Genomic DNA, 13,622 nt, shown 5'->3' with positions numbered 1-13,622 from the left:
CCGTTATCGCAGGGGAGGAGCGGTTATTTGGTCCATTTTTCCTGGTATCCCTGCCTCTTTTGCCAGGCGGATGCTAAACTACTAATAAATCTTGCAAACTATTATATAAAAGGAGTGAACCAGTATGGCGATTTTAGAAAAAAAAACATATAAAGGATTGACGGAGGAAACAGCTATTCAGCTTGTAAAGGAATTGGAGCTTTTTCCCGTGCATGCTGAATTGACTGCTCGTGAAATAGGTGATGGCAATTTAAACTATGTCTTTCGAATTGCGAGTGAGGAAAACAGCGTTATTATTAAACAGGCATTGCCTTATGCAAAGGTTGTTGGAGAGAGCTGGCCACTGACGCTAAAAAGAGCGAAGATTGAAGCGGATGCCCTTGTTAAGCATGGTGAATATGTTCCCGCTTTTGTCCCTAAAGTATTTCGTACTGATGAGGATTTAGCGATTACCATTATGGAAGATTTGTCTCATTTGAAAATCGCACGGACTGGACTAATAGAGGGGGAGTATTATCCGAACTTGGCAAAACATATTGGACAGTACTTAGCGAAGACTTTATTCCATACTTCAGATTTTGCGTTGCATCCATTTGAAAAAAAGAGGCTGGCATCAGCATTCTCTAATCCTGAGTTATGTAAAATTACTGAGGATTTAGTGTTCACAGACCCTTTCTTTAATATCGATACAAATGATTATGAGCCGGAATTGCAATCAGATGTTGAAGAAATTTGGAATCATACGGAGCTGAAAATAGCAGCAGCCAAAATAAAGCAATCATTCCTGACTGAAGCAGAAGCGCTTTTACATGGAGATTTACATACTGGAAGCATTTTTGCAAGCGAGGAAGAAACGAAGGTAATTGATCCTGAATTTGCTTTTTATGGACCAATCGGCTTTGATGTCGGCCAATTTTTTGCCCATCTTGTCTTTCAGGTGATTGTGAGAAAGGGAGAAGATAGGGAGATAATTGTCAATCAAATAGATGAGGTTTGGCAAGAATTTTATTCAGTATTTTCGGAATTATGGAAAAGTAAGGGGGTTGATCCCTTCACTAAAGTAGATGGATATCGAGAAGTATTTCTTGCAAAAGTGTTCGATGATGCGATTGGTGTCGTTGGCTGCGAGTTGATTAGAAGAACAATTGGATTATCACATGTAAAGGACTTAGACGGAATTGAAGATTCTGCAGTTCGTCTAAAAGCAAAACGAGCGGCTTTAAGCTTAGGCACTAATCTTATTTTAAAGAAAGCGTCTATTAAAACGATCAAACAATTTATTACAACGATTGAGGAGTTCACAGCATGAGCATTCCGACACCGATTATTTGGAAAAATGGACAATTGACAATATTAAATCAGCATAAGCTGCCGAATGAAATTGATTATGCTGCATTAGAAACAATTGAAGATGTTTATGAAAGCATCGTTACTTTAAAAGTACGCGGTGCTCCCGCAATTGGCATTACTGCAGCGTATGGTCTAGCCATCGCCTCAAGAAAATATAAGGAGCAGAATATCGCATCGTTTCATTTAAGATTGCATGAGGATTATCTTTATCTAGCTGGTTCTAGACCTACAGCGGTCAATCTATTCTGGGCTTTAGACAGAATGATGGGCAAAATCGAAAATGTAGAATCAGTCAATGAAGCGATTTATCTACTTGAAGCAGAAGCGATCAGCATTCATCAGGAAGATGAAGCTTCTTGCAAACGCATAGGCCGCAATGCGCTGGAAGCACTCGCTAATGTAAAAAAAATCATGACGATATGTAATGCAGGAACCATTGCGACTGCAAAGTATGGTACAGCATTAGCTCCTTTTCACCTTGGGGCTGAACAGGGAAGAGAATTTGAAGTATATGCTTGTGAAACTAGGCCGGTCTTTCAAGGATCACGTCTAACAGTATGGGAGCTCCAGCAGTCAGGAGTTGATGTCACATTGATTACGGACAGCATGGCAGCTCATACTATCCACGCTAAAGGGATCGAGGCGATTATTGTTGGGGCAGATCGGATTGCAGCTAACGGGGATACAGCTAATAAGATTGGGACATTAAATTTGGCTATTTTGGCAAAGCAATTTGGAATCGCTTTTTATGTAGCAGCTCCATCGACAACCTTTGACTTAACGATTGAGAGCGGAGCAGAAATTCCAATCGAAGAGCGCAAAGAGGAAGAAATTACAACATTTGCGGGCAGGAGAATTGCGCCGGAAGGTACGAAGGTGTTTAATCCGGCATTTGACATGTCTCCTTCAGAATTGATTACAGCAATTATTACTGAAAAGGGCATTATATACAAACAGGATTTTAACAATATTAGCAGTCTTATAGGAAAAGCAGGAGAGGAAGTAAAGTCATGAGAAGAAAAGGTTCAATTTTATTCATATCGGTTTTATCATTACTATTAATTTTAACTGGATGCCAGCCAAAGAGCGCAGGAACCGAGTCGAAGGAAACACCGTCGGCTGAGAAGGCTGAGCACCCATTAGCTAATAAGAAGATTGCCCTTATTATGCAAATTAACTTAGGGACATTTTCTGCACAATATATAGAAGGGGTCAAAGAACAAGTAGAAAAGTTCGGCGGTACAGTGCAAGTATTTACTTCTGAAGGAGACTTGGCAAAGATGGCTTCTAATTTGGATGCCGCCGTCAATCAGAAATTTGATGGTATCCTTATTGACCACGGGACGAAAGAAGCGCTGACAAAAGGGGTCGAAAAAGCGCTGGAAGCTGATATCCCAGTTGTCGTATTTGATGCTGATATTGATGTTGAAGGTGTACCTGTCCTTCAACAGGGTGATCAGGAAATGGCAGAGATGACTTTAAATAAATTAGCAGAAGATGCTGGTGGGAAGGCTAATATCGTAAAAATCTGGGTAGCAGGATTTGCGCCAATGGAAAGACGCCAAGTCGCATATGAGCAATTTTTAAAAGATAACCAGGAAATTAAAGAAGTTGCAGCATTTGGAGCCGCTACAGATAATACCGCATTGGATACGCAATCACAAATGGAAGCAATATTGAAGCAATACCCAAATGAAGGGGAAATTACAGCGGTTTGGGCTGCATGGGATGAGTTTGCTAAAGGAGCTGTTCGCGCACTGGAACAAGCAGGACGAACAGATATTAAAGTATACGGCATTGATATGAGTGATGAAGATTTGCAATTGATCCAAAAAGAAAACAGTGCATGGCAGGCAACTGCCGCTGTTGATCCGAAAGATATTGGCCGTATTCAAGTTCGCTATTTATATCAAAAAATAAACGGAGAGTCACCTGAAGACACAGTTGTACTTGAGCCGATCTTTGTTGAAAAAGAAAAGCTTCCTGAAGAGTCAATTTCAACGATTGAACTGCATGAATACATCGAAGGCTGGGGAGCGAGTGAACAAGGATACACAGATGAATTGAAGGAATTGGAGAGTAAGTAACCGAGCGGTATTTTGTGAAGCTAGAGAAAATGCATAAACTCGAAAAGGCAACATCCTAAGCCGTCCGGAAGATCGTCACGGAATCTTCTTGCCGGCTTATCTTTATTAGCCAAAAGGAACTTTTTCATAGAAAGAAGTGTGGCAAAAGATGAGCAATATTCTAGAAATGACAGGCATTCAGAAAAGCTTCGGAAGCGTGAAGGCGCTGGAAGCAGGTGACTTTACACTGAAGAGAGGTGAAACCCACGCGCTTCTGGGAGCGAATGGCGCAGGAAAAAGCACATTAATAAAAATATTGTCTGGTCTTTATGAGCAGGATGCAGGAACGGTATGGCTGGATAATCAAAAAGTGAGATTCCACCATCCAAAAGATGCGAAAGCACATGGCGTTTACTGTGTTTACCAGGAGGTTGATACGGCAATCGTTCCAGAACTGACAACGGCTGAGAACATTATGCTCGATACATTTGCCTCGGGGAAAAACATCATAGTCTCTAAGCGCGGACTGGAGGAGAATGCCAAAATTGTGCTCGCTCAGCTTGAAGCTGACCATATTAATGTTCGGAAACAGGCGCGGGAGCTCACATTGGCAGAAAAACAGCTTGTTCTTATTGCGAGAGCATTGATTCACTCGGCCAAGCTCATTATATTTGATGAGCCGACTGCTCCATTATCTGTTTATGAAGCAGAGCGATTATTTAAAGTGATGAACAATTTAAAAGAAAAGGGTGTAGGCTGCATTTTTATTACCCACAGACTTCCGGAAGTGTTTGAAGTATGTGATAGAGTGACGGTTATGAGAGAAGGCAAACATATTTTTACTTCAGCGGTAGCAGACGCGACACAGGCACTCATTGTGGAAAAAATGCTCGGGACATCGTTGGAAAATGTGATCGAAAGAAGGAACAGACATGCTGGAGAAACTTTGCTTCAATTACAGGATGTTGGAGAAGGCAATAAACTAAAGGGAATCAACTTTACTATTAAAGAAGGTGAAATTGTAGGAATTGCCGGACTTGTTGGTGCCGGAAAAACAGAGCTTGCAAAAGCTATTACCGGCGTGACACCTGTATCTTCCGGTTCCATTTTTGTAAAAGGAAATAGAAAAAAAATAAATCATCCGAAAGCAGCGATTGAAAATGGGATCGTTCTAGTTCCAGAAGAAAGGCGGAAAGAAGGTTTATTTATCCACGAAACACTTCGTAAAAATGCGTCTTTTCCTAATCTGAAAAAATTTTCTAAAGCTGCTTTTATGAAGGCGGCTTTGGAAAAAACATTCGCAAAAAGGATAATTGATGCACTTCAAATAAAAACGGATAGTACGGAGACCTCACTAAACCATTTAAGCGGCGGGAATCAGCAAAAAGTGGCAATCGGAAAATGGATGTCTGTTGAAGCATCAGTGTATTTATTTGATGAGCCGACAAAAGGTGTAGATATAGGCGCAAAAAAGGACATCTTTAAATTAATCGCCAATCTTGCAAATGAAGGCAAAGGCATCATTTATTTTTCAAGTGAAATTCATGAACTGTTGGCGATATCCGATCGAATTCTTGTGATGTATGATGGGCAATTGGTTAAGGAATTTACACAGGAAGAAGCTACTCAGGAGAAAATTTTATTGTACGCAAGCGGAGGAAAGGAAGAGCAAAGTGAAAGACAAAAGCATCCAGTTTCTATTTAAATATGGCGCCATCGCGTTGCTAGCCATTATTATCATTTATTTTTCAACAGTGAGTTCTTCCTTTTTAACTTATGGAAACTTCACTGATATATTGAGGTCGATTTCAATCGTTACAGTTCTTGCTCTTGGGGTCACTTTCACATTAGTCGTGAACGGATTTGATTTGTCAGTTGGCTCAACGATGTCTCTTTCAACTGTTGTGACTGCTTCGTTGATGGTCTGGTACGATATGCCGTTATGGCTAGTGTTGATTTTACCTATATTAGTAGGCGCAGCGGTTGGCTTACTTAATTCGTTTCTAATTGTCGTATTAGGCATTCCTGACTTACTGGCAACATTAAGCTCGATGTATATAATTGCAGGGCTGCATCGAACCTATACGGAAGGCTACTCTATTTATAATTATATGCCGTTAACCTCCGGCGGAACGGCTATAGGGGAATTATCTGAAGGCTTTCTATGGATTGGACAAGGACAAATGGCTGGTTTGCCTGTCCCTGTATGGATTATGCTTATATTAATACTTGTTTCATATTTTGTTTTAAATCATACAAGGTGGGGTAGAATCTTGTACATGACAGGAGGAAATGAAGAAGCGGCTACTTTATCTGGAGTAAAGGTAAAGAAGGTAAAGTGTGCTGCTTATGTCGTATCGGGCATCTTTGCAAGCATTGCTGGCATTTTATTTACTGCACGCGTCGGCTCCGGTCAAATTGATGCTGGTGCACCATTATTAATGGAAGCTGTAGCTGCTGTGTTTGTTGGGTATTCTGTCCTTGGGGCAGGTAAGCCAAACGCAGTGGGCACCTTCTTTGGTGCAGCAGTTATAGGCATTCTATTAAATGGTTTAACGATTCTAAATTTGCCTTATTATGCTTTTGATATTGTCAAAGGTTCAGTACTTGTTCTAGCTTTAGCTGTTACTTACGTATATGCCAAAAACAGAATGTCAGCAAGCAGCGGTTAATGGTACAATAACTATGAACTTGAAAACTGCAGCTAGGGTTCCGCATGATTGCATGGTTTGTGACCGAGGGCTGCATCTTCTGCGATAGCGGAAGGCACCTATTGACATAAAAGGTCCGAGGGGAAGGGTTTGGTGTATTTGAGATGCACTAATGCCTTTCTTAGCGGACCTTATTTTTATTTGGAGGGATAAGTATGGATACAGTCGATTGTATTGAAGCGGCGATTGCCGTTGTTATTTTTGATGAAGAAGGCAGAGTATTATTGCAAAAACGGGCAGATACAGAACAATGGGGAATTCCCTCCGGTCATATAGAAATAGGGGAAACCATCGAAAATGCGGTCATTCGGGAAGTGAAGGAAGAAACAAATCTAGATGTTCGTGTGACAAAGCTAATTGGTGTTTATTCCGATCCTGAATCACAAGTATTTTCATATCCGGAAGGGAAGACTGTTCATTTTATAACGACAAGCTTCTTAGCAGAAGTAATAGGAGGACAGCTGAAGATAAATGATGATGAATCGGCAGATCTAAAGTTTTTTCCTCAAAATCATTTGCCATCAAATATGATAAATTTGCATCCTTGCTGGCTTGATGACGCATTAAGTGTGAAAGAGAGGGCTTATATTCGATAAGCCCTCCCTTTTAATCTTTTATTACTTGAAAGCACTGAAAAAGTATAAATTTTTGCTATAATAACAATTATTAATCTTTTGAAAAAGTGGTGATTCTATTGGTATCAAATGAAATGGTTGACGCATTGAATACGATTGCCACAAAGTTTTTTTATATGTATCCAGTAAACTATGAAATTTGTTTTCATCAAGGTTCATCTAATTTGCATCCGCACCATTGTTTGATAGAAACAAAAGTAAGAAAGACAGGGATTCATGCCAAGGTAAATAATAAAGATAATCACTGCACATGTATGGATTGCAGCGTACAGTCCAGTTGCCCAATTACAACGGCATGCTTTGAGCCGATCATTTATAAACAGCAGGTAATCGGCTTTGTTTTAGTAACACCAAAGAAAAATGAAGAGAAATGGCTGCAACTCCATATGGAGAAAATTGAGGGACAGCTGCAATTATGCAGTGAACTGATGAGCCTGAAACTGGAAAACATACAAAGTAATTTATCAAATTCACATTTTAAAGATGAAATAAATAGTTTATTCACTTTTGTAGATGATTCTATCCTGCTCGTCGATCAAGACGGCATCATTCATAATATTAGCTATTCTCTTTCAGCATTATTACTTAGCAATAAATCTGAGATAGTCGGAACGAGTATTTCCTCCTATATAAGCAGTCATGATTGGCTGGAAATTGCTAAAATGCGCGTCCAAAACGAGATGAAGATAAATTTGAAATTGAGGAAAAGCCATAAAGGCAGCTTTTTAGCAAAAATTAAACCGATCCTTTCTGATGGGACGGTTATCTCTTATTTAATTCAATTAAGTCCATTAGAAACAATGAAAGAAAAGCTGCAAAATCATCGTGTATTATATTCCTTTAATGACATAAAAGGGACGAGCGCAGCTATTCAAAATGTAATTGAAGTTGCTAAGAGGGTTTCTCCAAGTAATTCTTCTATTCTCTTAAGAGGAGAGAGCGGCACGGGCAAGGAAATTTTTGCGCAATCCATTCATAGTGAAAGCAATCGAAGAGAAGGACCATTTATTGCGCTCAATTGTGCAGCAATCCCGGAGTCACTCTTAGAAAGTGAGTTATTTGGTCATGTTAAAGGGGCATTTACTGGTTCAAATGGGAATAGAGCTGGCCGCTTTGAAATGGCAAATGGCGGCACCATTTTTCTAGATGAGATTGGCGATTTGTCGCTTTCTCTTCAAGCGAAATTATTAAGAGTCGTTCAAGAGAGGAAGATTGAGAGAGTAGGGGATTCTAAGAGTACACCGGTAGATGTAAGAATCATTACTGCTACCCATCGCAATCTCGAGGAGCTCGTATCAAGAGGGGAGTTTAGGAGCGACCTTTACTTCCGTTTAAATGTCATTCCGATTACCATCCCGCCTTTAAGGAATAGGAGAGAAGATATCCCGATTTTAGTAGAATACTTTTTAAAGTCATTTTCTAAGCAGTCTGGAAAATCGCCAAAGCGTTTATCTAAGGAAGTTTATGATATTCTCCTGCAATATGAATGGTCAGGGAATATTCGCGAGCTGCAAAATGTCGTACATCATTTTGTGCAGCTGGAAATAGGAGATTTAGTCACCTTAAAAAGCTTGCCGCAATATTTAAGTATAGCCAATCAAACAGATATGGTATATGATGTGTCTGCTTCTGTACGCGGAGGATCTATTAATAGCAGAAAAGGGCATGAGAAAGATGAAATTATTAGACTACTAGATAAATTTGGTCGACACACATCAGGTAAAAAGAAAGTGGCCAATGAAATGAATATAAGTTTGCCGACATTATATAGAAGAATGAATAAGTTGAAAATTAAGTGATAATAGTATAAAAAATGAGAAAAGATGAGAAAACGTGAGAAAAAGTAGTAATTAGCTTTAATATAGGAACAATAGTCATATTGAATTATCAGGTTATTATCATTTATTTGAATACCTCCTCTTAAAGAGGGGTTTTTTCTTTATATGCTGCAATTTTTTTAAAAGCATTCGAAATGACGGCTCTAATGGCCTTCATTTCTTTTTTACAAGAAATTTATTATATTAAATCGGTTTTTGGCACACAATTTGCATTATTTATGAGAAAGGGGAATTAGGGATGACATGGCATATTAGAAAAACAGATATACCAGCAATCTCCTTAGGAGCAAAACTATTATCATGCGGCGGCGGAGGTGATACGAAGTCTGTAGAAGCCTTGCTTTTATCCATTATGAACGATGCTGATGAGATAGAAGTAAGAACTATAGCAGATATTAAAAATGAATGGATTGTATCAGTAGGAATTATGGGTTCAACGGTATTATTCAACGAAGATATTCCGAGTGGGGACGAAGGGCATCAGGCTTTACTAACATACGAGTCGGTTTCAAATAGAAAGGCAGAAGCGCTTATATCAATAGAAATAGGCGGAGTAAACGCATTGGCTCCCCTTGTGATTGCCCAACAAACAAAGCTTCCAGTAATAGATGGCGATGGGATGGGACGAGCATTTCCTGAGCTATATATGACTAGCTTCCATCTCAATCGGATTCCGCTAGCGCCGCTTAGTGTTGTGACGCATGATCATAAATTAGCAATAGCTGCTGATAATGATGCATTTGCCAGCACTTATCAAGCGAAAGAATTTACTGTCCGAAATGGCGGACATTCTCATACGATAGGCTATGGTGCTGACGCAGATCAAATGAAGACAGCAATGCTGCCAGGTACATTAAACCTTGTTTACAGATTAGGCAAAGTAATAAAAAACGAGCTTAGCATAAATAAAAAATTAAATCAGCTTTTTGAAATGTTTGATAATTCAATATACGGGCTGCCGAAGGTTATTCTTCAAGGTGTGCTTTCTGAGGTAAATCGCTGGTTTGAAAATGGAGCTATGATTGGCAAGCTTGTCGTTGAAGGTAGATCAGCGTTTTCAAATAGGAAGGTAGAAGTAGAGTTTAGAAACGAATTTATTTCAATTAAAGAAAATGGATATATTTGCACAGCTCCTGATCTTGTTTTGCTGCTGAATGCACAGAATTTATCACCGTTAAGTGTTGTGGAGGTTCAGGCAGGCCAGTCGGTGAAGGTGTTGGCTATTTCGGCGCCAAATGTGCTGCGGACTACTGATATGCTCGAGTATGTAGGGCCGAGGCATTATCAACTACCTTGTTCATATAAGCCATTCAACGAAGGAGGCAGATGATGAGACTAGGTATTGATGTAGGAGGAACGAATACAGACGCTGTCATTGTCAATGCAGATGGTAAATTGCTTTCATGGGCTAAGCAATTAACGAGTGAAGATATTGTTACAGCTATCTATCAAGCAGCTGATACAGCTTTGATGGAAGCGAATATTTCTCCGAAAAAAATAAGCGGCGTTTTTCTTGGTACTACACATGTCTTAAATGCCTTATATCATCCAGGACAACTAGCAAAAACGGCATTAATTAGAATTGTAAAACATCCATCTGCCATTGTCCCGGGATTATATTGGCCTGAACATTTGAAAGCATATATTAAAAAGGTTTATCAATTACGAACAAACTATAGCTATACAGGTAAATTGAAAAATGAGGCTTCGTTAATAGATGTTCAATTGAAAGAAATGTTGGCAGAAATAGAAAGTGAAGGGATTGAGTCGATTTGTATCGTAGGTGCATTCTCTCCCCTTTACGAATCTGAGGAGCTTGAAATCAAGCGAAGGATAAAGAATATCTATCCTGACTTGCCCATCACCATGTCTCATGAGATAGGCAGTACTGGCTTTTTGGAAAGGGAAAATGCTTCTTTATTGAATGCCGTTCTTTCATTGGTTATTCGGGAAGCGATGCTTTCCGTTACAGAAGTATTTAAGCGTTTAAAGCTGGAATGTCCATATTGGCTAACACAAAACGACGGCTCATTAATGGAAATTAATGAAGCAATGAATTTTCCAATCTTGACGATTGGTTCTGGTGTAACCAATAGCCTAAGAGGAGCGGCAAAGTTAAGCCAGTTAGATCGCTGTATCGTTGTGGATGTGGGAGGCAGTACAATTGATATCGGAAGAATGATGAATGGCCAACCTGAGGCCACTTCAGGCCCCTCTACTATTTTAGATATCCCTGTAAATGTAAGGATGCCTAAGACTGAGTCATTAGCATACGGCGGGGGGAGCTTAATCTCAAATAAACGAGATGTAATAAAAATAGAAGCTACTATTGCAAGTGATATTGAACGGGAAGGAATGGCTTGGGGCGGAAAAAGCTGGACTTTGACTGATTCCTTTCTAAAGGTGTTCTCGGAATCGTTTAAGGATGAAAAGATAGAGTTAGTATTATTAGATAAGCTCTCTGCAGACGATTGCTATAAGGTCATTCATACGGTTTCAAAAGAGTTAAAGGATCGCATAGCAAGGCTGCAATTAAGAAATGAAGAGCTGCCTGTTGTCGTTGTTGGCGGTGGAAGCCCGATGCTTGTAGGGAATATTTTTAGCAAATATGATAAGGTTGCTCATCCAGCAGGCTACCATATATGCAATGCGCTAGGTGCCTGTTTTGCGCCATTAAGTGCTGAAATTGATAAAGTTTTTTGGCTTCATCATAAGACGAAGGAAGAAATAATCACGCAGGCAAAGGAAATGATTATCGCAGAATTACTGTCAAAGGGAGCAAGTGAAAACAGTATTAGAATAAGCGCTGTAGAAGAATTTCCTTTTGATTATTTAAAAGGAGAAGTTATAAGACTGAGAATAAAAGGACTAGGCGAAATGTAAACTTAACATCATGACATACACCCAGTAAAAAAATCGATAGGAGTGTATTGTAGATGAAAATCAAAGTAATTGCCCCAATTATATCGGATATTTTTAATAAAGAGATGCTTGAGGAGTTTTCCGCTTATGCCAGTTCAGAAACGAAAGTAGCTGTAGCAAATTTATCATATGGTCCTGCTTCGGTTGAAAGCGAATATGATGAAGCTTTATGCATTCCCAATTTTTTAGAGAAGGCGAAGGAAGCTGAAGCAGAAGGATATGATGGCGTAATTAGCAATTGCTTTGGCGATCCTGGTGTAAAGCCGGCAAGAGAAATTCTTGATATTCCTGTGATCGGCCCATGTGAAGCATCGCTGCTGATTACTAGTTCTTTGGCGAAGTCTTTTTCAGTGGTGACGGTACTTCCTAATGTAGTGACGATGATTGAAAACATCAGTAAAACCACTGGCGTTTCTGAAAAGTTGGCAAGTGTAAGATACGTGAATATTCCTGTATTGGAAGTTCATGAGAAAGATAGATTAAAGGCTGCGTTATACGAGGAAATGGTTAAAGCGATAGAACAGGATCATGCACATGCACTCGTTCTAGGATGCACCGGTTTCATGGGTGTTGCAGCAGAGCTTCAAGCCAAGTTAAAGGACAATGGCTATGATGTACCGGTGATTGATCCGGCGTTTGCAGCGACTAAAATGGTTGAAACTCTCGTATCGATGGGTGTGAAGCAAAGTCGCTTAACTTATATGACACCGCCGTCTAAGCAAAGAGTAATGAACTAACAGGCAAATAAAATAAATATCCAGGGGTGGAGAAGATGGCGAATAAAGCAAATATTGGAGATGATTACTCTTTAACACGTGTTCCACAATCTGCAAGACAATCGTTGTGGAGCATTACAATTATACGTGTAGGTGCGTTGGCGACAATCTCGCAATTTATTTTGGGCGCTGCTCTAGGTTACGGAATGACTTTTTGGCAAGCCTTTTGGGCAACGTTCCTAGGTAGTGTCATTCTTCAAATAATCGGCTTTCTTCTCGGATATGCAGGTGCAAAGGAAGGGTTATCTACAAGTCTATTGGCAAGATGGACAGGATTTGGACGCCATGGTTCCAGTATTATTGGCGCAGTCATTGCGATTTCCTGCATCGGCTGGTTTGGTGTACAAAATTCAGTTTTTGCAGAAGGCATTGTTCAATCAACTAATGGTGCAATATCGCTGCCTGTGGCAGCCGCTCTTACAGGGCTCGGGGTAACTGTCCTTGTAATCTTCGGATTTAAACTATTAAGTATTACAGCTTCAATTACGGTACCGCTTTTTTTGATCGCTGTAAGTGTCGGAATATTTCAAACTCTTCAGGGCCATACGATATCCGATTTGATGAACACAGCACCCGCTGGAGACTCTTTATCAATCGGAGTAGCTGCAACAATGGTTGCAGGAGGATTTATTATTGGCGCAGTCATTACTCCAGACTTTAGCCGCTTTGCAAAAAGCGGAAAAGATGTTTTTTGGATGACGACGATTGGGCTTCTGGTTGGAGAACTTGGAATAAATATGATTGCTGTATTAATGGCTTTGGCTGCGAGAACGAGCGATGTAGCAAGTATTATGATGCAGACAGCTGGGTGGCTCGGCGTGTTAGTTGTTGTCCTCTCCACTGTGAAAATCAACAACTTGAATCTTTACTCCTCTTCACTTGGATTCACAAATATATTTGATTCCGTGTTTAAGATTAAGTTAAATCGCGGCATGGTGACTCTCGTAATAGGAGTTATTGGCACCATTCTTTCAGTGCTGGGGATTCTTGATAAATTTACTGAATTTCTCGTATTACTGGGCGTCTTAGTTCCACCTGTGGCAGGAATAATGGTTATTGATTATTTCGTCTTAAAAACACATAGGAAAGCCCTTGATGAAAGCAGAGCACAAGGAACACTTCCGCCAAACATTGAAAAATTAAGCATCGTGACCATTATTGCCTGGGCTATTGGCTTCGCTGCTGGCTACTTTATTACATTTGGTATTCCTGCCATCAATTCATTAATTATTAGTGCAGTGATTTATTATGTAGGTAAACGAATTGAGAATTATGCTAAAAACGATATTCATGCAAATGTTGCTTAATTAATTACTAGAATATT

At 39.8% G+C, this 13,622-nt stretch carries 11 protein-coding genes; all 11 read left to right on the top strand.

Annotated elements, in window-relative coordinates:
* The first annotated feature begins 124 nt into the window (after nucleotides 1-124).
* The 11 genes from mtnK (at nucleotide 125) to CWS20_RS15505 (ending at nucleotide 13,605) form a co-directional block, all read left to right on the top strand.
* Nucleotides 125-1,309, top strand: coding sequence for an S-methyl-5-thioribose kinase (gene mtnK, locus CWS20_RS15555; RefSeq protein WP_066194850.1), 1,185 nt, complete (start codon nucleotides 125-127; stop codon nucleotides 1,307-1,309).
* Nucleotides 1,306-2,364, top strand: coding sequence for an S-methyl-5-thioribose-1-phosphate isomerase (gene mtnA / locus CWS20_RS15550; RefSeq protein WP_066194851.1), 1,059 nt, complete (start codon nucleotides 1,306-1,308; stop codon nucleotides 2,362-2,364). Before mtnK ends, mtnA begins: the two co-directional genes overlap by 4 nt.
* Nucleotides 2,361-3,437, top strand: a complete 1,077-nt coding sequence (locus tag CWS20_RS15545; protein ID WP_066194852.1) for a sugar ABC transporter substrate-binding protein — start codon at nucleotides 2,361-2,363, stop codon at nucleotides 3,435-3,437. Before mtnA ends, CWS20_RS15545 begins: the two co-directional genes overlap by 4 nt.
* Nucleotides 3,438-3,585: 148 nt before the next feature.
* Nucleotides 3,586-5,121: a sugar ABC transporter ATP-binding protein gene (locus CWS20_RS15540; RefSeq protein ID WP_066194853.1), complete on the top strand. Its 1,536-nt coding sequence runs from the start codon at nucleotides 3,586-3,588 to the stop codon at nucleotides 5,119-5,121.
* Entirely contained in the window at nucleotides 5,090-6,088 is a 999-nt protein-coding gene (locus tag CWS20_RS15535; RefSeq protein WP_066194854.1) for an ABC transporter permease, read from the top strand. The genes CWS20_RS15540 and CWS20_RS15535 overlap by 32 nt, the downstream gene beginning before the upstream one ends.
* A gap of 194 nt (nucleotides 6,089-6,282) precedes the next feature.
* Complete coding sequence (locus CWS20_RS15530; RefSeq protein ID WP_066194855.1) at nucleotides 6,283-6,723, top strand: NUDIX domain-containing protein; 441 nt, start codon at nucleotides 6,283-6,285, stop codon at nucleotides 6,721-6,723.
* 98 nt (nucleotides 6,724-6,821) lie between these two features.
* Nucleotides 6,822-8,561: a sigma-54 interaction domain-containing protein gene (locus CWS20_RS15525; RefSeq protein ID WP_083957307.1), complete on the top strand. Its 1,740-nt coding sequence runs from the start codon at nucleotides 6,822-6,824 to the stop codon at nucleotides 8,559-8,561.
* Nucleotides 8,562-8,838: 277 nt separating this feature from the next.
* On the top strand, nucleotides 8,839-9,930 hold the full coding sequence (locus CWS20_RS15520; protein ID WP_066194856.1) for an S-methyl thiohydantoin desulfurase family protein: 1,092 nt from the start codon (nucleotides 8,839-8,841) through the stop codon (nucleotides 9,928-9,930).
* Entirely contained in the window at nucleotides 9,927-11,483 is a 1,557-nt protein-coding gene (locus CWS20_RS15515) for a hydantoinase/oxoprolinase N-terminal domain-containing protein (protein WP_083957308.1), read from the top strand. Before CWS20_RS15520 ends, CWS20_RS15515 begins: the two co-directional genes overlap by 4 nt.
* 53 nt (nucleotides 11,484-11,536) lie before the next feature.
* The gene (locus CWS20_RS15510) at nucleotides 11,537-12,259 is read left to right on the top strand and encodes an aspartate/glutamate racemase family protein (protein WP_066194858.1); all 723 of its coding nucleotides are present in this window, start codon (nucleotides 11,537-11,539) and stop codon (nucleotides 12,257-12,259) included.
* 35 nt (nucleotides 12,260-12,294) lie between these two features.
* Nucleotides 12,295-13,605 carry a purine-cytosine permease family protein gene (locus CWS20_RS15505; RefSeq protein WP_066194859.1) on the top strand — a complete coding sequence of 437 codons (1,311 nt, stop codon included), beginning with the start codon at nucleotides 12,295-12,297 and terminating at the stop codon, nucleotides 13,603-13,605.
* The last annotated feature ends 17 nt before the right edge of the window (nucleotides 13,606-13,622 follow it).

The organism is Cytobacillus horneckiae (assembly GCF_002835735.1).
In the GTDB taxonomy this organism is placed as follows: domain Bacteria; phylum Bacillota; class Bacilli; order Bacillales; family Cytobacillaceae; genus Cytobacillus; species Cytobacillus horneckiae.
This window is presented reverse-complemented; position numbering and strand designations above follow the sequence as displayed.